Origin of the sequence: Mesorhizobium sp. WSM4311 (assembly GCF_002295115.1) — a bacterium.
Lineage (GTDB): Bacteria > Pseudomonadota > Alphaproteobacteria > Rhizobiales > Rhizobiaceae > Mesorhizobium.
This window is the reverse complement of the sequence record NZ_NSFV01000001.1, coordinates 582,009-604,212: the sequence shown is the minus strand read 5'-3', so window position 1 is coordinate 604,212 and position 22,204 is coordinate 582,009. Positions and strand designations below refer to the sequence as shown.

The following is a 22,204-nucleotide window of genomic DNA, read 5'->3' as shown; positions in this document are numbered from 1 at the left end:
GGGAGTAGGTGAGCAGGGCACTAAGGCAGCAGGGAAGTTTTTCTGCTGGTTCCCTACTGCCTTAGTGCTCTACTGCCCTACTGCCTTGTTCATCACGCCGCTTGCTTGGCCCTGCCCTTGGTCCCCTTCGCCATCGTCTTCGATGCGGCGAGGATCGCCTTGACGATGTTATGGTAGCCGGTGCAGCGGCAGATATTGCCTTCCAGTTCGGCTCGCACCGTCGCCTCGTCGAGGCCTTCGGGATGGCGGTTGATCATGTCGGTTGCCGCCATGATCATGCCAGGCGTGCAGAAACCGCATTGCAGGCCGTGATGTTCCTTGAAGGCGGCCTGCACGGGATGCAGGTCGGCGCCGTTGGCGAGACCTTCGATCGTTACAACGCTCGAGCCGGACGCCTGTACCGCGAGCATGGTGCAGGACTTCACCGCCTTGCCGTCGACATGGACGACGCAGGCCCCGCATTGCGAGGTGTCGCAGCCGACATGCGTGCCGGTCAAGCCGAGATTCTCGCGCAGGAAGTGAACCAGCAGCGTTCGATCCTCGGCGGTCCCGCTGAACCGCCTGCCGTTCACCATCAACGAAACGTCCGACATGAATCCTCCCTGGGTATCAACCTTGGTCATCACGCTGCCGACGCGCCGCTGGCACTTCGGCCATGCGTTATTCGTACACCGCACAACGCACAAAAAACAGCGCGACGGAAAAGGCGGATCATTGTACTTTCGGTCATGGCCACGGCCGGAGGCACATTCCCCTCACCCCATTGCCAAAACACCGATTGGAAGCAACAATATCCTTCGACGCCTGCGCGCCAGAAGCCTGTAAAAACAGCCGCGTATAAAAGAGCGTCGGAGGAAATGCGGGAGAACGCCGCTGACCAGTTCACGGACGCGCTACGCTTGCGGCCTGTCGGCGCTGACCACGGACGAGCCCGACCCGGTTGCTTTCGCTCGCGCGGTCGCCAGCGAGGCCGCGGCAATCGACGCCGGCTTTGCCCTCGTGTTCTTCTCCCAAAGCCTTGTCGAGGCCGGCGCCCTGTCGCGGGCGCTCTCGGCGTATGCGCCGGGGCTTCACCATGCTGGCTGCTCCACCGCCGGCGAGATCACGCCGCAGGGGCTCGAGGAAGGCCACATGCTGGCGATGCTGCTTCCCTCGGCGTCGTTCACCGCGGTCAGCGCCATGGTGGACAATCTATCCTCGTCGGGCATGGACAGGATCACCGGCGAGGTCGAGGCCTTGCGGCGCACGCTGCGCGTCCGGGTGGGCGGCGAGCGGACCAGGAACACCTTCGCGCTCTGCTTCATCGACGGGCTGTCCTATGCCGAGGAAGCGGTCAGCTCTGCCATCCATTGGGGTCTTGACGACATACCCCTGCTCGGCGGCTCGGCCGGCGATGACCTGAAATTCGAGACGACGCGCCTGATCTCGAATGGCAGGGTCACCTCGGACAGCGCCATCATCGTGCTGATCGCCACGGAAATTCCGTTCCACGTCTTCAAGACCGACAATTTCGTGCCGACCGACGAAAAACTGGTGGTCACGGCGTCCGATGCCGATCACCGCATCGTACGCGAGTTCAACGCCACCAACGCGGCAGAAGAATATGCCGCTTCCGTCGGTATCGTCCCGCAGACCCTGACGCCGCTGAGCTTCGCCTCGCACCCGGTCGTGGTGAAGGTGGGCGGTGAATATTATTGCCGCTCGATCCAGAGGATGCACGCGGACGGCTCGCTGTCGTTCTTCTGCGCCATCGACGACGGCGTCGTGCTGTCGATCGCCCAACCCAAGGACATGGTGGAATCGACACGCGCGGCCCTGCGCGAGGTCGAGGCGAGGCTTGGCGGCATCGACCTGATCCTCGGCTTCGACTGCGTGCTGCGCCGGCTCGATGCGCGCAACCGGCAGGTCTTTCGTGATATTTCGGAACTCTACCGGGTCAACAATGTCGTCGGCTTCGGCACCTATGGCGAACAGTACCGGTCGATGCATTTGAACCAGACCTTCACCGGCATTGCCTTTGGCGAACGCCAGGCTGCAGAATGACAAGATGCCGCTCAAGGATATAAACGACCTCGAAAAACTGAAGAAGATCAATGCCGCCCTGGTCAGCCGCGTCGAGCGCTCGATGGACCAGCAAGGCAATGCCTTCTCGCTGTTCCAGACCGCCATCTCGCTCGAAAACCGGGTGCGCATGCGCACCGAGGAGTTGCACTCGACCTTGCGGCGGCTGGAACAGTCCAACATCGACCTCAGCGCCGCCAAGGAAAACGCCGAGTTCGCGAACCTGTCCAAGACGAGGTTCCTCGCCGCCGCCAGCCATGACGTGCTGCAGCCGCTGAACGCGGCTCATCTGTCCGTCTCGGCGCTCGCCGAGGTGCAGACCAGCGACGAAGGCAGGAAGCTGGTGCGGCAGGTCGAGCGCTCGCTGGAGACGATGGAGGACCTGCTGCGCACCCTGCTCGATATTTCCAAGCTCGACGCCGGCGTGGTGCACCCCGACATCGGCGACGTCAACCTGGAGGCGCTGTTCTCGTCGCTGCGCTCGGATTTCCAGCCGGTCGCGGAAATGAAGCGGCTGTCGCTGAAATTCCGGCCGGTCAATGCCGTGGTCCGCTCCGACCGCACGCTGCTGCGCCGCATCCTGCAGAACATCCTCTCCAACGCGCTGGGCTATACCCGCTCGGGTGGCGTGCTCGTCGGCACCAGGCATCGCGGCGATACGATCCGCATCGACGTCGCCGATACCGGCTGCGGCATCCCCGAGGACCAGCGCGAGGCGGTGTTCGAGGAATTCCATCGCGGCACCTTGCCCGCCAATGCGGGGCTCGACGGCGGCGGCCTGGGGCTCGGGCTTGCCATCGTGCGCCGCATGGCCGGCGCCCTCGGCCACCCCGTGACCTTCTCGTCAAAGGTCGGGCGCGGCACGATCTTCCATATCGATGTCCCGGTCGGCATCGGCGCCCCCGCCGACGCCATCGCCAGCGCCACCAGCCTGGAGCGGTCGCGCGGCTACGGCCTGTTCGGCACCAAGGTGCTGCTGGTCGAGAACGACGCCGAGGTGCTGGAGGCCATGACCTTCCTGCTCGAGCGCTGGCAATGCCTGGTGCGGGCAGCGACCTCGACCGACGATGCGCTTGACCTGCTCGGCGATACCGACTGGGTGCCTGACATCGTCATTGCCGACCAGCATCTCGACGGCGGTGACCTCGGCACCGCCACCATATCGGAAGTCCGCGACTATCTCGGCCGCGCCGTTCCGGCGCTGATCGTCACCGCCGACAGTTCCGAAGCCGTCGCCAAGGCCGCGCGCGCCGACGGCATCGAACTGATGCGCAAACCGCTGAAACCGGCGCAGTTGCGGGCACTGCTGGCGCATTTGCTGGCTTAGCTCCATACCCCCTGACATGGAGGTAAAAGATCAAAACCCAGCCTGATCCCTGAAAAGCTCCGCATTATCCAGCTTCGAAACCTCGATCACCGCTTGCGTGCGGCTGTAGACGTTGAGCTTGCGCAGGATCTCCGAGACATGCGCCTTCACCGTGGTCTCGCCGACCTGCAGTTCGTAGGCGATCTGCTTGTTGAGCAGGCCCTGGCGCAGCATCTGCAGCACGCGCAACTGCTGCGGCGTCAGCTTGGACAGGCGCTGGACCATGTCGGCGCGATCGACGCTGTCGGCGTCCGCCGGCTGGCCTTCATAGGTTTCCGGCACATAGATCGCGCCGTCCATCACCGAACGGATGGCGGCGGCCAGATCGCTCTTGCGCGCCGATTTCGGGATGAAGCCGGCAGCGCCATAGGACAGCGCCTCGGAAATGATCCGCGGCTCCTCATAGCCCGATACGATCACCACCGGCAGGCGAGGATAGCGGGTCCTGAGCTGCAGCAGCCCGTCGAAGCCGTGCACGTCGGGCATTGAGAGATCGAGCAGCGCAAGGTCGAAAGGCTTGGCGTCGGCCAGGAGATCGAGCGCCTCTGCGATCGAGCGTGCCTCGACCGTGTCGACCTCCGGATAGGCCATCTGAACGGCGCTATGCAGCGCCTCGCGAAACAGCGGATGGTCGTCGATGATCAGGAACCGGGCGCGATCGTTGGGGACTGTCATGTGGCTCGTTCCGGTTTACCTGCCACACCATAGTCCCGCGACCATGGCCGGATTATTAGCAAATAGTCTATCGCCGGTTGATAGGTCGCTGCAAATGTGATGGGGACCCTGAATTCCTTATACGGCCGGGCAAAGCCCGTGCTTTATGAAAAGCGACGCCTTGCCCGGTCTCCGAAATCGGCCGAAGGTGCCGCCATCGTCCTGATATCCAACGCAGAGACCGCCATGACCGCCTTCGTCCTTCCCGTGCCGCCAACGCCTTCCGTCGCCATCAGCGGGTCGGCCGAGCGCTTTGCCGTGCGGCGCATCTTCTGCGTGGGCCGCAACTATGCGGCGCATGCGCGCGAATTCGGCAATAACGAGCGCGATCCGCCCTTCTTCTTCACCAAGCCGGCCGACGCGGTGGTCGATTCCGGCACCGTCATCCCCTACCCGCCGCTGACGACCAATCTGCACCACGAGATCGAGCTGGTGGCCGCGATCGGCAAAGCCGGTTTCCGCATTCCCAGCGAGCGTGCGCTCGACCACGTCTGGGGCTACGCGGTCGGCATCGATCTCACCCGCCGCGATCTCCAGGATGAGGCCAAGAAGGCGGCGCGGCCCTGGGACTGGTCGAAAGCCTTCGACCGTTCCGCCCCTTGCGGCCCGCTGGTTCCTGCACAAAAGACCGGCCATCCGACGAAAGCGCGCATCTGGCTTGCCGTCGACGGCAAGGTCCGGCAGGACGCCGATCTCACCGAGCTGATCTGGCCAATCGCCGACATTGTCTCGATCTGCAGCGAGGGCGTAGAATTGCAGGCTGGCGACCTGATCTTCACCGGCACGCCGGCCGGCGTCGGCGCGGTCAATCCGGGTGAGACGATGACCGGCGGCGTCGACGGCATCGGCACGATCGAAGCGACGATCGGCCAGCCGCAATCATGAATGACAGGCCATGAGCGACATCGTCCTGCACAATTACTTCCGCTCCTCCACCTCCTACCGGGTGCGGATCGCGCTGGAGATGAAGGGGCTGAGCTATGACTATGTCCCGCATCATCTGCGCCATGGCGAGCATCTGGAGCCGGCCTATCTCGCGGTCAACCCGCAGGGGCTGGTGCCGGCATTGGTGCTCGACGACGGCACGCTTTTGACGCAGTCGCTGGCGATCATCGAGTATCTCGACGAGATCCAGCCCGCGCCGCCGCTGCTGCCGAAGGACCCGCTTGGCCGGGCGCGCGTGCGAATGCTGGCGCAGATGATCGCCTGCGACATCCACCCGGTGAACAATCTGCGCGTGCTGACCTCGCTGCGCACCTTGTTCGGTGCCGGCGACCAGGACATCACCAACTGGTTCCGCCACTGGGTGAACGAAGGCTTTCAGCCACTTGAAAAGATTCTGGCTTCCTCGCCTCAGACCGGAACATTCTGCCACGGCGAGGCGGCGGGGCTGGCCGATATCTGCCTGGCGGCACAGATCACCAGCAACGCCCGTTTCGGCGTCGACCTGACCCCTTACCCGACGATCACCCGCATCAACGCCGCCTGCATGGCACTGCCAGCTTTCCAGACAGCCGCTCCGCAGAACCAGATCGATGCGGAGTAAAGGCTGCTACTGCCGACGCGCCGAGCGAGTAGAAGATCATGTAGCCGCCCGCCCCGGCGACACAATGCTCGCGGATTTCCTCAACCGGGAAAACGGCTGACCCTGGCCGGTTCAGCAGACTGGTCAGGCTGGCGGAATCGATTTCCGCTTGACCGGCCAGGGAATCGGCTATCGTTTCCCCGGAGCAATTCCAGGAAAAGTGTGATGCGGTTTTCCGTCTGGGATTGCGTCAAAACAATGAGATAGAGTGGTTCTTCGTTTCCATGAAGCGATGAACCGATCTATCGCGCAGGGGTGGAGTGACCGATGAAAGCCGTCGTCTTCGAGAAGTTCGGCGAAGCGCCGACGATCCAGACCGTCCCCGATCCGAAACCGGCCGCCGATGGCGTCGTCATCAAGGTCGAGGCGACAGGGCTGTGCCGCAGCGACTGGCATGGCTGGATGGGCCATGATGACGGCATCACCTTGCCGCATGTGCCGGGCCATGAGCTGGCGGGAGTCGTCGTCGCCGCCGGCAAGCAGGTCAGCCGCTGGAAGGCCGGCGACCGCGTGACGGTGCCGTTTGCCGTCGGCTGCGGCCGCTGTTTCGAATGCAACTCGGGCAACCATCAGGTCTGCGAGCACCAGACGCAGCCCGGCTTCACCGGCTGGGGCTCGTTCGCCGAATATGTCGGCATAGAGCACGCCGACACCAATCTGGTTCGCCTGCCCGACGAGATGGAATACGCCACCGCCGCCAGCCTCGGCTGCCGTTTCGTCACCTCGTTTCGCGCCATCGTCGACCAAGGGCGGGTCAAGCCCGGCGAATGGGTGGCGGTGCATGGCTGCGGCGGCGTCGGCCTGTCGGCGATCATGATCGCCAGTTCGATGGGCGCCAATGTGATCGCCATCGACCTCACCGACGAGAAGCTGGAGTTCGCCAAAAAGATCGGCGCCGTGGCGACCATCAATGCGTCAACGACGCCGAATGTGGTCAAGGCGGTCAAGCAGATCACCAATGGCGGCGCGCATATGTCGATGGACGCGCTCGGCCACCCGACCACCTCGTTCAACTCGATCGCCAATCTGCGCCGGCGCGGCCGCCATGTGCAGGTCGGCCTGATGCTGGGCGAGCACGCCCGCCCGCAAGTGCCGATGGACAAGATCATCGCCTTCGAACTCGAAATCCTCGGCAGCCACGGCATGCAGGCCTATCGCTACCAGGCGATGATGGACATGATCCGCAACGGCAAGCTCAAGCCCGAACTGCTGGTCGGCAAGAAGATCAGCCTCGACGAGGCGCCCGCGGCCTTGATGGCCATGGGCGGTTTCGAGGGGATCGGCATTGGGGTGGTGACGAAATTCTAGGCGGGGGGGCGCTTCCCGAACTACCGCGCGAACTTCTTCGCCCCGAACACACATGCCACCACGCCGAGCGTGACGACCACCATCAGCGGGCTGACCTGCTCGTGCAGGAGGGTTGCCGCGAGCGCCAGGCCAAAGAAGGGCTGCAGCAGCTGTAACTGGCCCACCGCCGCAATGCCGCCTTGCGCCAGGCCGCGATACCAGAAGACGAAGCCGATCAGCATGCTGAACAGGGAGACATAGGCGAGCCCGATCCAGGCGTTGGAGCCGATGCCGGCAAAGGATGGCGGCAGGGTCGCGAAAGTCAGCACCAGCATGATCGGCAGCGACAGCGTCAGCGCCCAGCAGATCACTTGCCAGCCGCCAAGCCTGCGCGACAGCGCGGCGCCCTCGGCATAGCCCAGGCCGCAGACGACGACGGCGGCGAGCATCAGGCCATCACCGACCGGCGAGGCGGTCACGCCCTGCGCCAGCGCGAAACCGGCGACCAGCGCGCTGCCGATGCACGAAAACAGCCAGAATGCCGGACGAGGGCGATCGCCGCCGCGCAGCACGCCGAAGATCGCGGTCGCCAGCGGCAACAGGCCGATGAAGATGATCGAATGGGCCGAGGTGATGTGCTTGAGCGCCAATGCCGTCAGCAAGGGAAAGCCGACGATCACGCCCAGCGCCACGATCACCAGCGACACCAGATCGCCGCGCTGCGGACGTTTCTCCCGGAACAGCAGCAGCATCGCCAGGCCAAGCAGTCCGGCAATCGCGGCCCGGGCTGATGTCACGAAGGTCGGGTCGAAATCCATGACCGCCACACGCGTCGCCGGCAGCGAGCCGCTGAAGATCAGCACGCCGATAAATCCATTCACCCAGCCGCTCGCGGTCTTGTCCATTGCAGGCTCCATTGCTTTCGCCTTCTATCGGGCAGATGCCCGTGGCGCGGCCAGAGACAATGCGGTACAATTCTACGAAACTGTAATGGCATATTGAGCAGTACAGATGACCGACCTCGCCTTGGAAACTGATGGCGCGCGAACCCTTGGCGCCCCCACTCTGGTCGAAAGCGTCATTGCGGCCATTCGCCAGCGGATCGCCGCGCGCAGCCTGACGCCGGGAGCACGGCTGCCGTCGATCCGCGCCTTCGCCCAATCCATGCAGGTGTCCAAATCCACCGTGGTCGAGGCCTATGAGCGGCTCGCCGCCGAAGGCACGATCCGCTCCCGGCCGGGCTCGGGCTTCTACGCCGCCGGCTCGCTGGCACCGTTGTCCCTGGCCGAGATCGGTCCCCGGCTCGACCGTGCCGTCGATCCGCTCTGGGTCTCGCGCCAGTCGCTGGACGCCGGCGACGAGGTGTTGAAACCCGGCTGCGGCTGGCTGCCGGCCTCCTGGATGCCGCAGGCCGGGCTGCGGCGCGCACTCCGCACGGCAGCGCGCGCCGATGATGTCGCGCTTGCCGACTACGGCACGCCGCTTGGGCTGCCGCCGCTGCGGCAACTCTTGGCGCGGCGCATGGCCGGGCATGGCATCGAAGTCTCGCCTGAACAGATCATGCTGACCGAATCGGGCACGCAGGCCATCGACCTCCTATGCCGGTTCCTGATCGAGCCTGGCGACACCGTGCTGGTCGACGATCCCTGCTATTTCAATTTCCACGCTTTGCTGCGCGCCCACCGCGCCAAGGTCGTCAGCGTGCCCTATACGCCGTCGGGGCCCGATATCGAGCTGTTCGCGCAGGCGCTCGCCGAGCACCGGCCGCGCCTCTACATCACCAACTCCGCCATCCACAACCCGACCGGCGCGATCCTGTCGCCGGTTACGGCACACCGTTTGCTGAAGCTCGCCGACCAGTCGGACCTCACCATTGTCGAGGACGACATCTTCGCCGATTTCGGACATGCCCCTGCCCCGAGGCTGGCGGCATTCGATGGCCTGAACCGCGTCGTCCACATCGGCAGCTTCTCCAAGACGCTGTCGGCGTCGGTGCGCTGCGGGTTCATCGCCGCGCCCCGCGACTGGATCGAGGGCCTGACCGACCTCAAGATCGCTACCACTTTCGGCGGCGGACGCCTGGCCGCCGAATTGGTGCTGACCCTGCTGAAGGACGGCAGTTACCGCAAGCATATGGATCTGCTGCGCGCCAGGCTGGCGCGCGCCATGGCCGAGACCGGCGCCCGGCTGAAGGCGATCGGCATCACGCCCTGGATCGACCAGCCGGCCGGCCTGTTCCTGTGGTGCAGGCTCCCCGATGGCGTTGACGCGGCCGAAGTCGCCCGCCGGGCACTTGCCGACAATGTCGTGCTGGCGCCCGGCAATGCGTTCAGCCTGTCGCAGACGGCCAGCCATTTCCTGCGCTTCAACGTCGCGCAGTGCGAAGACCAGAGGATTTTCAAGGTGCTCGAGGCGGCGATGGCGCGCTGATCTCAGCGCCCCGCACAGACCTCCCGCACGCAGTCGCGCAACCAGCGTTGCGCCGGATCGGCATCGAGGCGCGGATGCCAGAGCATCGAAATGGTGACTTCCAGCGTCGTGACCGGCAGCCGAAAACTGTGCATGCCGGCGCGCGCGCCGGCCGTGTGCCGCTCGGGCACGCTGGCGATAAGCTCCGACGCGCGCGCCATGGCGAGCGCGGCCGAGAAACCCGAGACCATGCAGACGACCGTCCGCTGCAGCCCAAGCGCGCCCAGCGCCTCGTCGATCGGTCCTTTCTCGCGGCCGCGCCGCGAAACACTGATGTGCCGGCCCGCCGCATAGCGCTCGGGCGTCACCGTGCCTTCGCTCAAGGGATGGCCTGATCGGACAGCGCCGATGAAGCGGTCGCGAAACAGCGCCTGGATGCGCACTTCGGGTCCGGTTTCGCCGGCAACCCCGATTTCCAGGTCGATCGCCGCGTCGCGCAGCGACATCACATCCTTGTCGGACTTCGGCGCGAAACGCAGCCGCACCCCCGGCGCTTCGGCCTCGATGCGGGCGACCAGGCGAGGCCCGAACTCCTCGACGAAGCCTTCATTGGTGCGCAGCGTGAAGACCCTGTCCAGGGTTGAGAGATCAAGCAATTCGGCAGGGCGCAGCAGCGCCTCCGCCTCCTGGACGACAGGACTGATTTGGCGGCGCAATTCCTCCGCGCGCGGCGTCGCCACCAGGCCGCGGCCGGCACGGACCAGCAAAGGATCGCCCGTTGCGTCGCGCAGCCGCGCCAATGTCCGGCTCATCGCCGAGGGGCTGAGACGCAGACGGCGTGCCGCGCGGGCCACGCTGCCTTCCGCCAGCAGCACGTCGAGAGCAAAGAGCAGGTTGAGATCGGGCGTCGTCATTGGCGGATCTTAGCATGATGTGGCGTTTCATGCACTGATATGATGCAGATGCTGCGCCTTCCGCCATATCATCCGCAAGATTAGATCTCCATCGGCTCCGCTTTCGGAGCGAACGGAAAGGAGATCGCATGGCAGTCGCCGCACAAGATCGGGAAGGGCTGATATCAGCCTCGCAACAGAAGCAATCGGTCGGCTGGGTGCTGGCAAGCCTGTCGCTCGCCACGCTGTTGTCGTCGCTCGGAACCAGCATTGCCAGCGTCGGGCTGCCCTCGCTGATGCAGACGTTCGGGGCGTCGTTCCAGGCCGTCCAATGGGTGGTTCTGGCCTATCTCCTCGCTATCACCACGTTGATCGTCAGCGCCGGGCGGCTGGCCGACATGTTCGGGCGCCGGCCCCTGCTGCTTGGCGGCATCGCCGTGTTCACGTCGGCATCGGTGCTCTGCGGCCTGGCGCCGACGCTTTGGCTGCTGATCGTCGCACGGACCGTGCAGGGGCTTGGCGCGGCGCTGATGATGGCGCTGACGCTGGCCTTTGTCGCCGAGACGGTGAGCAAGGAACGGACCGGTAGCGCCATGGGCCTGCTGGGCGCCATGTCGGCGATCGGCACGACGCTCGGTCCGTCGCTCGGCGGCCTGCTGATCGCCGGCCTCGGGTGGCGCGCGATTTTCCTGGTTAATGTCCCGCTGGGCCTCCTGACCTTCGCCCTCGCCTGGCGTGCCTTGCCAGCCGGCAACAAGAACGCGCAGGCCGCTCATGGCAAGTTCGACGCGATGGGCACTGTCCTGTTGGCGCTGACGCTGGCCGCCTATGCATTGGCCATGACGCTTGGCCGGGGCCATTTCGGCGCACTCAACATCGGCCTGCTGGCCGCCACTGCTCTCGGCATCGGTCTATTCGCCATCGCCCAGAAGCGGGTGAAGAACCCCCTGGTCCAACTCGCCAGCTTCAGGGATCCGCGGCTCAGCGCCAGCCTGGTTATGAGCCTCATCGTCGCCACGGTGATGATGGCGACCCTGGTGGTCGCTCCGTTCTATCTGTCGCGTGGATTGGGACTCGATGCGGCAATGGTCGGCGTGGTGCTTTCGACCGGGCCGCTTGTCTCGACCCTGTCGGCACTGCTGGCCGGACGGCTCTCCGATCGCTTCGGAGCCCACCGGATGATGATCGCCGGGCTCACCAGCCTCGCCACGGGCACCTTCCTGCTGTCGCTCGCCATGACGAAACTCGGCATTGCCAGCTATGTCGTTCCCATCACTGTCACCTGCTTCGGCTACGCCCTGTTCCAGACGTCCAACAATGCGGCCGTCGTGAGCGGTGTCGGCGCCGGCGAGCGCGGCGTCATTTCAGGCCTGCTCAATTTGTCGCGCAATCTCGGCCTCGTCACCGGCGCTTCCCTGATGGGCGCCATCTTCGCGGTTGCATCCAACGGCGCTCGCCAAGGAACAGGACAGGATGTTCTGAGCGCCGGCGCGGCCGCCCGAGGCATGCAGATCACCTTTGAGACGGCAACGGTCCTGGCGCTGGCGGCACTGCTGCTCGCGCTGTTCTTGCTGCGCTTTGCTGGCCGTATCCAGCCCGGGATTGCCTGATCCATTTGGACGTTCGCCGGTACTGCCTAAGGTTGCCGGGCCGATTCCGGGCTGCTACTGAACGGCGCGCAGGCGGATGCCTGCAACGTCAATTTGGGGCAGCGGTATGGGAACCAGCGGCGGGCTTGGGCGAACGCTCAGGCCCCTGCCCGTTTGCGGCGTTCGTAGAGCATGACCAGCGTTTCCGCCGTCAGCGCCGGCTTTTCCTCGCCTTCGATCTCGACGGTGTTGGCTGCCTTCATCAGATACTGGCCGGGCCCCCTGTCTTCCATGGAAAGCAGGACGGTGCGCAGCCTGATGCGGGCGCCGACCCTGACCGGCGCCAGGAAACGCACCTTGTCGAAGCCATAGTTGAAGGCGGCCTGGGTGTTTTCCGGCACTATGCCCATGCCGAGCGCCAACGCGCCGATGATCGACAATGTCAGATAGCCATGCGCGATCGTGGTGCGGAACGGGCTTTGCCGCCGCGCGCGCTCAGGGTCGACATGGATCCATTGGTGGTCGCCGGTGCATTCGGCGAACTGGTTGATACGGTCCTGATCGACCGTGGTCCATTCCGAGACGCCGAGTTCCTGCCCGGACATCGTTCTCAGCTGCTCATAGGTCGGCGGCGTTTTAGGCCGTACTTCGTTCATTCCTGCTTTCCCGATCGCTTGCCGTGCCTCCGGACCACGAACGGATGGCTCCTGTCAATTCACCCCTTGTGAATCGGTTCCGTCGAATTCCGGCTGAACCGTGCCATGCCTTGCCGCGCAGTGGCAGGCCGAATTCGGATTTTCGGACCTTCCAGCGGCGCCGACGCCAATAACGTGGCGCGGATGCAACTATGCGCAGGGTCGCGAAATTGCAAACCGGCATGTCCCGCCGAAGACGAAACGACAGGCCGCGGGAGCCTATTTCTGCCCGTAGCCGGCGCGGATTTCCTCCATCGCCTCCTTGATGCGCGCGCGCAGGATTTCGATCGATTCGGTTCCGGATTTGCGAGCCAGTTCAGCCACTTCACCGGCATTCTTGAGCGCGGCCTCGAAGGATTTCCTGGCGAACTCCGTCTGCTTGGCCATCAGGTCCTGCGGGTTGCCCGGCGCCCGGTAGCTCTGCGCCATGTCGGCAATTTCGCGCAGCGTGTCCTGCAGCATTTCGCGCTGCCTCGACAACAGCGAGGTCGCGCCATCGGCGCCGGCTCGCGCCGATTTCTCCAAGGCTTCGAGATTCTTGCGGTGATGGGCAAGGATCGCCTCGACATCGACATTGGGCACCTTCAGGTCGCGGCCGAACCTGCCGAACATATCCATGAAGGAATCGGATTGCGGTAGCTTGGCCATGCTGTCTTCTCCCCTTTGCCGCGGATGCGGGTGCCCTCGCAGGGAGCATAGCACTCGGCTGCAGCCTGTCCATTTCGAAGACGGGCCCGACGATCGATGCGCATCAATTGACCGGGAGCAGCAGCTCGATCGTATAGAGCACGATACCCGCCAGCCCGCCGATGATCATGCCATTGAAGCGGATATATTGCAGGTCCCGACCAATGTTCATCTCGATCAGCCGCGTCAATTGCGCCAGGTCCCAGCGCTTGACCTGATCGGCGATGAATTTCGACACGCCGCTCTTCTGGCTTTCGACGAAGGAGGCCAGCGCCACGACGAACCCCTGGTTCATATCGGCCCGGATCTGCGCATCGCCGGCGAGATGGCGGCCGACCTCGACGAACATGTTGGCGAGATGCACGCGGATCACCGAATTCGGCGCCTTGGCATCCTGCTCGATGAACAGGCTGAGGCTCTCCCACATGTCACCGGCCAGCGCCCTGACTTCGGGTCGGGCGAGGAAATCGTGCTTCATCTTCTCGGCACGCTTTGCATATTGCTTGGACGTCCGCAGCCGTTCGACGAAGCCTTGCGCGAAACGATCGAACTCGGCGCGCATCGGGTGGTCGGGATCGGCCCGCACCTCGTCAAGCAAGGAGCCCGCCGAGGCGACGATCTTCTTCAGGAGATAGGCGTCGGCGCGGAACAGGTTGAACAGCGACGGCAGCTCCTCGCGGATCTTCTCGCGCATCGTCGCCAGGGCCTGTTCGTCGTTGAGGAAGCGCCCGACCACCTTGATGAACTCGTCGAACAGCTTTTGATGACGGCGGTCGTCGGTCAGCGCCGACAGCAGTTCCGCCGCCAGCGGCGCCAGCGGCACTTTTTCGATCTGCTCGAGCATGCGGCTGGTGACGAAGCCGCGCAGACCGGACTGCTCGACGGCGGCAAGTGTCTGCGGCACCAGCCGCACGACGAAGCGCGACAGGCCGGCGGCGCGTTCGGCATTGGTCAGCCAGTCGGCGACGAGTGCCGCAAAATCGACCTCGGCAAGCTTTTCCCGCACCGGTTCCGGCGCCAGGAAATTGGCCTCGATGAAGCGGCCGAGATTGTCGGCGATGCGGTTCTGGTTTTCCGGGATGATGGCGGTGTGCGGGATCGGCAATCCGAGCGGCCGCCTGAACAGCGCCACCACCGCGTACCAGTCGGCAAGGCCGCCAATGGTCGCCGCCTCGGCGAAGGCTGCGACAAACCCCAGCCATGGATGGGAGCTCTCGAACGACTTGGCCAAGGCGAACACCAGCACGCAAAGCGCCAGCGCGGCCGTGGCGATGAATTTGGTGCGACGCAACGCCGAGAGCTTGGCGGTCGCGTCAGTATCGAAACGGACAGGCGCCAGGGACGAAGCCGATTGGGACATGGATGAACTGCTCCTCGTCGATCTCTGGTCGACCTCTTGTCGATCTCTGGTCGACCTCTTGTCGATCTCGGCCCTATCTAGGGTTTCATCAGCCGGAATGCCCGTAGCGGCCGGTTTTCCCCTCGTTTTGTCGGGCTGCGCACATAAAGTTGACGAGAATATTCATCTATGATGCCCGGCTAGTCTGGAATTGTTCCAAGGTATAGGCCATATTCGGGTCAAGGCCAGCGCGGCGAATCCGAAACTCCGGGATCAGAACCGCGGCGGCGAAGTTCAGGAATCAGGCGTGGTTGAACCGCGCCGGCGCCTAGTGAGGACGAAATGCGGCTTACACGCCAGACCAATTATGCCATGCGCATCCTGATGTATTGCGCCGCCAACAATGACCGGTTGAGCCGCATTCCCGAAATCGCGACCGCCTATTCGGTGTCGGAACTGTTCCTGTTCAAGATCCTGCAGCCGCTGGTCGAGAACGGACTGGTCGAGACGGTGCGCGGCAGGAATGGCGGCGTCCGGCTTGGCCGCGCCGCCGAGGCGATCAGCCTCTTCGACGTCGTGCGCGTGACCGAGGAAAGCTTCGCCATGGCCGAATGCTTTGAGAACGATGCCGCCGAATGCCCGCTGGTCGACAGCTGCGCGCTGAATTCAGCGCTGCGCGAGGCCCTCAACGCCTTCTTCGCCGTGCTCGCCCGCTACACCATCGCCGACATGGTGGCGGCAAGGCCGAATGTGCGCAACCTGCTCGGCATCGACATGCTGGAGCGCCGCGCCCCGGCCGCGTGAGCTTCTTTCTCCTGTCCAACGGGGAGAAATGCCCGGCAGGGCAATGAGGGGCAGCGCTGACTTCGACAATTGGCGCGTCACCACAGAAATGCGCAGGAAACCGCCATTCGAAGGCCGGCCTCACCTGAATATCAATAGACCGCGGATTGCGGCAACACGAACGGCATATTGCCGGCCGGCAGCACGCCGACCCTGAGCCGGCAATCGAATACTTTTTCGATCAGATCATCACTCAGCACATCGTGTGGCGAACCGGTGGCCACGAGCCGACCACGATGCATGACGAAGATCCGGTCGGCATACATGGCCGTCAGATTGAGGTCGTGCAGAATGGCGACCACGCCGCCGCCCCTTCTGGCGAAGTCGCGGGCGATGTCCATGATGATCAGCTGATGCTTGATGTCGAGGCTGGAAACCGGCTCGTCGAGAAAGAGATAGCGCGGCTTGCCGTCGAGCACCGGCGCCCAGACCTGGCACAGCACGCGCGCCAGCTGGACGCGCTGCTGCTCGCCGCCCGAAAGCGCCTGATAGAAACGCCCGCCAAAACCGTCGAGGTCGACACGCGCCAGCGCCCGCTCCGGCAGCCGCGCATCCTCGCCCGGCAAGGCACCCGAGCGCCCGCCGACGAGGCCGAGCTTGACCACCTCGCGCACCGTGAACGGGAAGGACAGCGTCGTCGCCTGCGGCAGCACCGCACGATGCACCGCACTCTCGGCCGGCTTCATCGACGAAAGATTTCGGCCGTTGAGGGCGACGTGCCCGGTATAGGCGAGTTCGCCCGACAACGCCTTCAGGAAGGTCGTCTTGCCCGAACCGTTGGGGCCGACGATCGCCGCTATTTCGCCAGGCCGCGTGTCGAAATCGACACCACGGATTATGCGCTTGCCGGCGATATCAACGGAAACATCCCTTGCCTCGATCATCAAAGCCTCACAGGTCCCAGGTCTCGCCGAACTCACGTCTCACAGATCGATCACGCCGCGCTTGCGCAGCAGGATCCACAGGAAGAACGGCGCGCCCGCGATCGCGGTGACGATGCCGATCGGCAATTCGGCTGGCGCCACAATGGTGCGCGCAACGGCATCGGCCAACAGCAGCAGCGAGGCGCCAAGCAGCGCCGACGCCGGCAAGAGATAGCGGTTGTCCGGACCGATCAGCAGGCGCAGCAGATGCGGCACGACGATGCCGACGAAGCCGATGCCGCCGCTGACCGCGACGGAGGCACCGACCGCAGCCGACACGCCGATGATCGCTGTGTATTTCAGCCGCTGCACCGGTAAGCCGAGATGGCCGGCGGTCGCCTCGCCCAGCGCCAGCGCGTTGAGGCCGCGCGCCAGGAAAGGCATCGCCGCCAGCGCCAGTATGATGATCGGTCCGACGGAACCGATCTTCGCCCATGTCGCGCCACCAAGCGATCCGAGTGACCAGAACGTCAGGTCGCGCAGTTGGCGATCGTCGGCCATGAAGATGAGAATACCGGTCAGCGCCATGGCAAGGGCTGCCAGCGCGATGCCGGCGAGCAGCATGGTGGCGACCGAGGTTTGGCCACGTCGCGTCGCGACCTGATAAAGCACCAGGGTCGAGGCAAGGCCACCGAAGAAGGCCGCCAGCGGCAGCGCAAGCGTGCCGAGCAAGGTGGTCAACGGCGCCAGCACCGTGGTGCCAAGCACGATGATGGCCACGGCGCCGAGGCTGGAGCCGGCGGAAACGCCGATCAGGCCGGGGTCGGCCAGCGGATTGCGGAACAGCCCCTGCATGACGGCGCCCGAGACCGCGAGCGCCGCGCCGACCAGCATGCCGAGGATGATGCGCGGCAAACGGATGTCGTAGATGATCAGGCTGTCACGGGCGCTCAGCGCCACGTCGCTCGGAATGGCCCCAAGCAGCCATTCCTTGAGGACGCTGACAGCCGAAGCATCCGATGCCCCTGACGTGAGCGACAAAAGCATGGCGGCCGCGAGCCCTAGGCACAGCAACAGGATGACGATGCGGGCGCGGCCCGAGCGGTCGCCCTCGGATGCATTCGCCATCACCTTCACCGGGCCGGCGATCGATTGATCGACCATGATCCGCCCGCTCAGTCCGTGACCTGCGCGCCATAGAGCGAGACGGCGAGGTCGTGAATGGCGTCGGCGGTGCGCGGCCCGAAGCCGAGCAGATAGCCGCCATCGATGCGGATCAGCTTGCGCGCGGTTCCGGCCGGCGTCGAGGCGATCGACGGGTTGCCGAACAATTCGTCGTCCGACACCGGTGGCCCGGCATTGCTCATCATCAGGATCACGTCAGGCCTGGCGGTGATGATTGCCTCGTCGGACATCTGCTTGTAGCCGGAGAAACCGTCGACGGCGTTGACCCCGCCCGCCAGCTTGACCATGCCCTCGGCCGCGGTCTCGGCGCCGGCGGCCAGGATCTTGCCGCCCTGTATCGACAGCACGAACAGGATGCGCTTGCGCTCCTTGATCGAGGCCGTCTGTTTTTCGGCTGATGTCAGTTTGGCATCAAGTTCCTTGGCCAGCACCTCGGCCTTGGCATCAACGCCAAGCGCCTTGCCAACGATGCGGACCTTCTCGAGGATGCCGTCGTGGCTGTAGTGCTCAGGCACCTCGATGAAGGGAATGCTGGTTTTCTTCAGCACGTCGACGGCCTCCCTGGGGCCGCTGCCGTGCAGCGCCAGGATGCCGGTCGGATTGACCGACAATACGCCTTCCGGCGACAGGGCGCGCATATAACCGACATCGGGCAAGGCAAGCGCCGCTTTCGGATAATTGCTGGTGGAATCGCGTGCCACCAGGCGTTTCTCCTCGCCAAGCGCATAGACGATTTCGGTGATCGAACCGCCTATGGCGGCGATCTTCGACGGATCGGAGAAGACCTGGACGCCCTCGGCGGCGCCGGCCGGCTGCAGCGCGGCAAGAGAAAGGCCGACGATCGGCGCAAGCATCGATAGGCGCATGGCCGGCAGGTTCGGGAAAAACCGCATCACACTGTTCCTCACGCTGCCGTCGGGCTCGGGATACGCGGCAGGTTCTCGGCCAGGAATCGCCAATCGTCGCGCTCGCTTTCGCCTTCATGGCGCTTGCCGAAGAATTGGATGATCATCTCGCCGTCAGCGCCAAAGACCTCGAGCGAGGTGACATGGCCATCCGTGGTCGGCTTGCGCACCGCCCAGACTTCATGGATGTGGTCGGTGCGCAGGTGCAGGTGGAAGGTCTCGTCGAGAACGTTGATCCACGGTCCCATCGGCTTGATCGCCTTGACCGGTCCGGAATGGATCTGGATGCAGCCGCGGTTGCCGACGAAGCACATGATCGGCATCTCGCCTTCGGCGGCGTGATGAAACATGGCGCGGACCGCGTCATTGTCGAGCAGCCAGGCATAGTCCGTTCCGACCATGCGCACCGCCTGACGGCGGCTGAGCTTGAGCGTTTTCAGCATGCCGAAGAACTGATGCACGTCGGTCAGCCGGCTCCAGCGGTCGCGCAGATCGTTGGGGTTGGCGCTGGTTGCCCCGGCCTCGCTCCGATCGTCGGAGATTGGCCCTGAAATATCGACCGTCGGTTCCTGGTTGGGCGATTCCAGCGAGGCGACCAGCTTCTGGTAGGCATAGAGGCTGGAGGCCGGCCGCAGATGCACCTTGTGCACCGCCTCGCCCGCTGCATCGAAGAACTGCAGGCTGCGGCGGATCTCGTCGCCGTCGCGCTTCTCGACGGCAAAGCCATGCGCCCAGACCTTCGGGAAGATGCGCAGGTCGATGTTCTCGCCAAGCACCATGGCATTGTGGTTGCCGGTGACGACCTTGTCATAGACGCCGATCTTTTCGTGCACGGCGCTTTCGTTGCGGGTCAGCGCCATCACCTCGCCGACCGCCTCGAGACCGGTCAAGAGGTCGTTGACGCGCGGTTCGATGCGAACGACGCCGTCGCCGCAATGCGCGGCGACCAACTCGGCTTCCGAAATGCCGAGTTGGGCGGCCAGGTCACGCTCGCGCGTTTTCGGGTTTTCTGTCCGTGCCCGCCGGATTTCGTGCGGGGCGGGTTTTACGCGCTGGTCCATGTCTCGTCCCTGCTGCCTAGAGCAATTCCAGGAAAAGTGTGAAACGGTTTTCCGTCCGGAATTGCGTTACAAAGAGATAGAGTGGTTCGGCGTTTCCGCGAAACGGTGAACCGCTCTTGCCTTACTTGTTGAGAATGAGCTTGCCCTGCCGGGTGATCTTCAGCCGGTAGAGCGCGCCATGATGCTCGATGCCGATCTCGTGCTCGCCCTGGAACAGCGTGTTGCTGGAGAGCGTTCGCACCGCCAACGGGATCCGATCGAAGCGGGCGGAGGCATCATCGGAACGGCGGACGCGATAGCGAAAATCGTTGGGATTGTGCGTGTTCATCTGGGTCGATCCCTTTCCTGTGCCGGGCATCTGGCTAGGCGTTGCGAAATTGCCGATTCATTTCTTGACTTGAATAATCATGTTTATTAGTCAGTGCAATACCGGAGTAAACGAGTCAACATTTAAGACGCCGGACGCGATGAAAAATGCCAGCAAGCCCCGGGCCAGCCAGCATGAAACCTGGAATCTGGAGTTGGGGCATGGGGTTTTTGAACTGGGAATTGCGCGGCCGGTCGACGGCAAGCGGTGTCGCGGCTTTGTTGGCGAGCGGGGCGGCGATCGCCTTGTCCGCGCCACCGGTGCATGCCCAACAGGCAACGCAGCCGGCGGGCGAGCGGACGGATCAGTCGAAGCAGGCTGACCAGGAAAAAGCCGCCCCCGCGGGCGCGACGCTGCTCGACAAGATTTTGGTTATCAGCCGTACCGGCGAAACGGCTATCGAATCACTGGCCTCGGCAAGCCATGTCGACCAGGAGCAACTCGACCGCCGCATGGCGACGACGCCGAACGAGATGCTGTTGGGTGTGCCCGGCGTCGCGACACAGGCCGACGCCAGGCGCGTCAGCACCAGCATCAACATCCGCGGCCTGCAGGATTTCGGCCGCGTCGCGGTCATTGTGGACGGCGCGCGCCAGGATTTCCAGCGTTCAGACCATGGCACCCAGTCGACCTTTTACATCGACCCCGAGCTCGTCAAATCCGTCGATGTGATCCGCGGTCCGGTCGCCAACACCTATGGTTCGGGCGCCATCGGCGGCGTCGTCTTCTTCGACACCAAGGACGCCGCGGACTTCCTCAAGCCGGAGGAAACATGGGGCGCTTCGGTAACCGGACGCTATGAGAGCAACGGCAAGGGCTGGACCACCAGTGCCACCGGCGCCTACCGTTTCAACGAGAACTGGGACGCACTCGGCAACATCGTCTACCGCAACTACGGCAACTACAAGGATGGCGACGGCGACACCGTCAACGGCACCGGCTTCGACGTCCTGAGCGGCCTGCTCAAGACCAGCATACGGCCGACGGAGAACAGCGAGTTGAAGCTGGGCTGGGTCGGCTCAAGCGACAGCTGGGACGAAACCAGCGGCGGCGTGCCGGTCAACGATGTCGACCTGAAGTCGAACACTTTCACCGCCCGTTACAACATCACGGATGAGGACAAGAGCTGGCTCGATCTCCACATCAACACCTCCTACAACAAGACCAATCTCGACTTGACCAGCCTCGTTCCGCAAAAACGGTTTGATCCCGTAACGGGTCTTCCCACTGTCCTGCCGGCGGGGTCGCAATCGACTTTCGACGTCGGCACCACGGGTATCGACATCTGGAACACATCGCGCTTCGAAACAGGCGGGATCGCCCACGAATTGACCTATGGCGGCGACTGGGTCGGCGACAATGTGAAGACCGGCGGTACGGCCGGCGGCGACAGTTTCTACACGCCTTCGGGCAAGCGCAACGTGTCCGGCGCCTATGTCCAGGACAAGCTCACCTGGGACTGGCTCGAGGTCATCGCCGGGCTGCGCTACGACAATTACAGCCTCAAGGACAGCACGCGCGAGACATCGGGCGACCGGCTGTCGCCGCGCATCACCGTCGGCGTCTCGCCGTTCGAGACCGCCGGACTAGCCGGCCTGCAATTCTACGGTACCTACGCCGAAGGCTATCGCTCGCCGTCGCTGACGGAAACGCTGATCAGCGGCAACCATCCGGCCGGCGTCACCTTCCCGTTCCTGCCCAATCCCAATCTGCGGCCCGAGACCGGCAAGACGACGGAATTCGGCATCAACTACAAGCAGAACGACATCTTCGAACCCGGCGACGCGCTTCGCGTCAAGGCGGCCTACTTCCACAACAATGTCGACGATTACATCGATGGCGTGACCCTGTCGCCGTTCGCTCCAGGCAGCGGCTGCCCGTTCGGGCCTGGCATTCCGATCTGCTTCCAGTATCAGAATTTCGCCCAGGCCAAGATCGACGGCTTTGAGCTGGAAGGCGTCTACGACGCCGGCTGGGGCTATGCCGGGCTTTCGGCCTCGATCACCAATGGGCACACCATTTCCTACAAGGGTGTAGAAGCCGATCTCGCCACCATCCCCTCCTCGCAGGTCACCGCCCAGCTCGGGCTGCGCTTCCTCGAGGACAAGCTGACCGTCGGCGGCGAAGTGCAATACAACGGCAAGCCGAAGGGCAATGCGGTGGCCGAGGACTATACGCTGGTCAATGCCTTCGCCAGCTATCAGGCGACCGACAATCTGAAGGTCGATTTCCGCGCCGACAATCTGTTCGACGTCAAATACGCCAACCCATTGAACGGCAGCACGACGGTTGCGGTCTATGAGCCGGGCATAACGCTGAAACTGGCGGCAACCATGCGGTTTGGAGGCTGATGGC

Annotated in this window: 21 protein-coding genes; 9 read left to right on the top strand and 12 right to left on the bottom strand. The window is 64.1% G+C overall.

The window, feature by feature from the left end; all coding sequences use genetic code 11:
- Positions 1-92: 92 nt before the first annotated feature.
- Positions 93-593: a (2Fe-2S)-binding protein gene (locus CK226_RS02950; RefSeq protein WP_095791080.1), complete on the bottom strand. Its 501-nt coding sequence runs from the start codon at positions 591-593 to the stop codon at positions 93-95.
- Positions 594-906: 313 nt separating this feature from the next.
- On the opposite strand from CK226_RS02950, the gene CK226_RS02945 reads away from it, so the two are divergent.
- On the top strand, positions 907-2,043 hold the full coding sequence (locus CK226_RS02945; RefSeq protein WP_095772884.1) for an FIST signal transduction protein: 1,137 nt from the start codon (positions 907-909) through the stop codon (positions 2,041-2,043).
- 4 nt (positions 2,044-2,047) lie between these two features.
- Entirely contained in the window at positions 2,048-3,388 is a 1,341-nt protein-coding gene (locus CK226_RS02940; RefSeq protein ID WP_095787581.1) for a hybrid sensor histidine kinase/response regulator, read from the top strand.
- Positions 3,389-3,418: 30 nt separating this feature from the next.
- On the opposite strand, the gene CK226_RS02935 is transcribed toward CK226_RS02940, so the two are convergent.
- On the bottom strand, positions 3,419-4,102 hold the full coding sequence (locus CK226_RS02935) for a response regulator transcription factor (protein WP_064984109.1): 684 nt from the start codon (positions 4,100-4,102) through the stop codon (positions 3,419-3,421).
- Between the two features lie 225 nt (positions 4,103-4,327).
- Between CK226_RS02935 and CK226_RS02930 the strand changes: the two genes are divergently transcribed.
- The 3 genes from CK226_RS02930 (at position 4,328) to CK226_RS02920 (ending at position 7,034) form a co-directional block, all read left to right on the top strand.
- Positions 4,328-5,026, top strand: coding sequence for a fumarylacetoacetate hydrolase family protein (locus CK226_RS02930; RefSeq protein WP_095791079.1), 699 nt, complete (start codon positions 4,328-4,330; stop codon positions 5,024-5,026).
- Between the two features lie 10 nt (positions 5,027-5,036).
- Entirely contained in the window at positions 5,037-5,687 is a 651-nt protein-coding gene (gene maiA, locus CK226_RS02925; protein WP_095790965.1) for a maleylacetoacetate isomerase, read from the top strand.
- Positions 5,688-5,993: 306 nt separating this feature from the next.
- On the top strand, positions 5,994-7,034 hold the full coding sequence (locus CK226_RS02920; protein WP_095790964.1) for a zinc-dependent alcohol dehydrogenase family protein: 1,041 nt from the start codon (positions 5,994-5,996) through the stop codon (positions 7,032-7,034).
- A gap of 20 nt (positions 7,035-7,054) precedes the next feature.
- On the opposite strand, the gene CK226_RS02915 is transcribed toward CK226_RS02920, so the two are convergent.
- On the bottom strand, positions 7,055-7,918 hold the full coding sequence (locus CK226_RS02915) for a DMT family transporter (RefSeq protein WP_095790963.1): 864 nt from the start codon (positions 7,916-7,918) through the stop codon (positions 7,055-7,057).
- A gap of 106 nt (positions 7,919-8,024) precedes the next feature.
- Here CK226_RS02915 and CK226_RS02910 point away from each other — a divergent pair, with 106 nt between their 5' ends.
- Positions 8,025-9,443 (top strand): PLP-dependent aminotransferase family protein, encoded by a 1,419-nt coding sequence (locus CK226_RS02910; RefSeq protein WP_095790962.1) that lies wholly within the window; start codon positions 8,025-8,027, stop codon positions 9,441-9,443.
- A 2-nt stretch (positions 9,444-9,445) separates the two neighbouring features.
- Here CK226_RS02910 and CK226_RS02905 read toward each other — a convergent pair whose 3' ends face one another.
- The gene (locus tag CK226_RS02905) at positions 9,446-10,336 is read right to left on the bottom strand and encodes a LysR family transcriptional regulator (protein WP_095790961.1); all 891 of its coding nucleotides are present in this window, start codon (positions 10,334-10,336) and stop codon (positions 9,446-9,448) included.
- A gap of 128 nt (positions 10,337-10,464) precedes the next feature.
- On the opposite strand from CK226_RS02905, the gene CK226_RS02900 reads away from it, so the two are divergent.
- Positions 10,465-11,925 carry an MFS transporter gene (locus CK226_RS02900; RefSeq protein ID WP_095790960.1) on the top strand — a complete coding sequence of 487 codons (1,461 nt, stop codon included), beginning with the start codon at positions 10,465-10,467 and terminating at the stop codon, positions 11,923-11,925.
- 137 nt (positions 11,926-12,062) lie between these two features.
- On the opposite strand, the gene CK226_RS02895 is transcribed toward CK226_RS02900, so the two are convergent.
- The 3 genes from CK226_RS02895 to CK226_RS02885 form a co-directional block, all read right to left on the bottom strand.
- Positions 12,063-12,560: a MaoC family dehydratase gene (locus CK226_RS02895; protein WP_095772891.1), complete on the bottom strand. Its 498-nt coding sequence runs from the start codon at positions 12,558-12,560 to the stop codon at positions 12,063-12,065.
- A gap of 258 nt (positions 12,561-12,818) precedes the next feature.
- Positions 12,819-13,247 (bottom strand): phasin family protein, encoded by a 429-nt coding sequence (locus CK226_RS02890; protein ID WP_095790959.1) that lies wholly within the window; start codon positions 13,245-13,247, stop codon positions 12,819-12,821.
- 103 nt (positions 13,248-13,350) lie between these two features.
- Positions 13,351-14,646, bottom strand: a complete 1,296-nt coding sequence (locus tag CK226_RS02885; RefSeq protein ID WP_095790958.1) for a DUF445 domain-containing protein — start codon at positions 14,644-14,646, stop codon at positions 13,351-13,353.
- Positions 14,647-14,967: 321 nt separating this feature from the next.
- On the opposite strand from CK226_RS02885, the gene rirA reads away from it, so the two are divergent.
- On the top strand, positions 14,968-15,429 hold the full coding sequence (gene rirA / locus CK226_RS02880) for an iron-responsive transcriptional regulator RirA (protein ID WP_010909941.1): 462 nt from the start codon (positions 14,968-14,970) through the stop codon (positions 15,427-15,429).
- 131 nt (positions 15,430-15,560) lie between these two features.
- Here the strand turns inward: rirA and CK226_RS02875 are convergent, their stop codons facing one another.
- The 5 genes from CK226_RS02875 to hemP form a co-directional block, all read right to left on the bottom strand.
- Complete coding sequence (locus CK226_RS02875; RefSeq protein WP_095790957.1) at positions 15,561-16,352, bottom strand: heme ABC transporter ATP-binding protein; 792 nt, start codon at positions 16,350-16,352, stop codon at positions 15,561-15,563.
- Between the two features lie 39 nt (positions 16,353-16,391).
- Positions 16,392-17,495, bottom strand: a complete 1,104-nt coding sequence (locus CK226_RS02870; RefSeq protein WP_095790956.1) for an iron ABC transporter permease — start codon at positions 17,493-17,495, stop codon at positions 16,392-16,394.
- A gap of 11 nt (positions 17,496-17,506) precedes the next feature.
- Positions 17,507-18,409, bottom strand: a complete 903-nt coding sequence (locus CK226_RS02865) for a hemin ABC transporter substrate-binding protein (RefSeq protein WP_095790955.1) — start codon at positions 18,407-18,409, stop codon at positions 17,507-17,509.
- An 11-nt stretch (positions 18,410-18,420) separates the two neighbouring features.
- A complete protein-coding gene (locus CK226_RS02860; RefSeq protein ID WP_095790954.1) occupies positions 18,421-19,482 on the bottom strand; it encodes a hemin-degrading factor in 1,062 nt (353 codons plus the stop codon).
- A 121-nt stretch (positions 19,483-19,603) separates the two neighbouring features.
- Positions 19,604-19,810 (bottom strand): hemin uptake protein HemP, encoded by a 207-nt coding sequence (gene hemP / locus CK226_RS02855; protein WP_027051401.1) that lies wholly within the window; start codon positions 19,808-19,810, stop codon positions 19,604-19,606.
- 200 nt (positions 19,811-20,010) lie between these two features.
- On the opposite strand from hemP, the gene CK226_RS02850 reads away from it, so the two are divergent.
- Positions 20,011-22,200 (top strand): TonB-dependent hemoglobin/transferrin/lactoferrin family receptor, encoded by a 2,190-nt coding sequence (locus CK226_RS02850; RefSeq protein WP_095790953.1) that lies wholly within the window; start codon positions 20,011-20,013, stop codon positions 22,198-22,200.
- Positions 22,201-22,204: the final 4 nt, after the last annotated feature.

Excerpts from the sequence above, each read along its gene's own strand:
- CK226_RS02950 (WP_095791080.1), bottom strand. The coding sequence starts at position 593 with ATGTCGGACGTTTCGTTGATGGTGAACGGCAGGCGGTTCAGCGGGACC.
- CK226_RS02940 (WP_095787581.1), top strand. The coding sequence starts at position 2,048 with ATGCCGCTCAAGGATATAAACGACCTCGAAAAACTGAAGAAGATCAAT.
- CK226_RS02935 (WP_064984109.1), bottom strand. The coding sequence starts at position 4,102 with ATGACAGTCCCCAACGATCGCGCCCGGTTCCTGATCATCGACGACCAT.
- CK226_RS02930 (WP_095791079.1), top strand. The coding sequence starts at position 4,328 with ATGACCGCCTTCGTCCTTCCCGTGCCGCCAACGCCTTCCGTCGCCATC.
- maiA (WP_095790965.1), top strand. The coding sequence starts at position 5,037 with ATGAGCGACATCGTCCTGCACAATTACTTCCGCTCCTCCACCTCCTAC.
- CK226_RS02920 (WP_095790964.1), top strand. The coding sequence starts at position 5,994 with ATGAAAGCCGTCGTCTTCGAGAAGTTCGGCGAAGCGCCGACGATCCAG.
- CK226_RS02915 (WP_095790963.1), bottom strand. The coding sequence starts at position 7,918 with ATGGACAAGACCGCGAGCGGCTGGGTGAATGGATTTATCGGCGTGCTG.
- CK226_RS02910 (WP_095790962.1), top strand. The coding sequence starts at position 8,025 with ATGACCGACCTCGCCTTGGAAACTGATGGCGCGCGAACCCTTGGCGCC.
- CK226_RS02905 (WP_095790961.1), bottom strand. The coding sequence starts at position 10,336 with ATGACGACGCCCGATCTCAACCTGCTCTTTGCTCTCGACGTGCTGCTG.
- CK226_RS02900 (WP_095790960.1), top strand. The coding sequence starts at position 10,465 with ATGGCAGTCGCCGCACAAGATCGGGAAGGGCTGATATCAGCCTCGCAA.
- CK226_RS02895 (WP_095772891.1), bottom strand. The coding sequence starts at position 12,560 with ATGAACGAAGTACGGCCTAAAACGCCGCCGACCTATGAGCAGCTGAGA.
- CK226_RS02890 (WP_095790959.1), bottom strand. The coding sequence starts at position 13,247 with ATGGCCAAGCTACCGCAATCCGATTCCTTCATGGATATGTTCGGCAGG.
- CK226_RS02885 (WP_095790958.1), bottom strand. The coding sequence starts at position 14,646 with ATGTCCCAATCGGCTTCGTCCCTGGCGCCTGTCCGTTTCGATACTGAC.
- rirA (WP_010909941.1), top strand. The coding sequence starts at position 14,968 with ATGCGGCTTACACGCCAGACCAATTATGCCATGCGCATCCTGATGTAT.
- CK226_RS02875 (WP_095790957.1), bottom strand. The coding sequence starts at position 16,352 with ATGATCGAGGCAAGGGATGTTTCCGTTGATATCGCCGGCAAGCGCATA.
- CK226_RS02870 (WP_095790956.1), bottom strand. The coding sequence starts at position 17,495 with ATGGTCGATCAATCGATCGCCGGCCCGGTGAAGGTGATGGCGAATGCA.
- CK226_RS02865 (WP_095790955.1), bottom strand. The coding sequence starts at position 18,409 with ATGCGGTTTTTCCCGAACCTGCCGGCCATGCGCCTATCGATGCTTGCG.
- CK226_RS02860 (WP_095790954.1), bottom strand. The coding sequence starts at position 19,482 with ATGGACCAGCGCGTAAAACCCGCCCCGCACGAAATCCGGCGGGCACGG.
- hemP (WP_027051401.1), bottom strand. The coding sequence starts at position 19,810 with ATGAACACGCACAATCCCAACGATTTTCGCTATCGCGTCCGCCGTTCC.
- CK226_RS02850 (WP_095790953.1), top strand. The coding sequence starts at position 20,011 with ATGGGGTTTTTGAACTGGGAATTGCGCGGCCGGTCGACGGCAAGCGGT.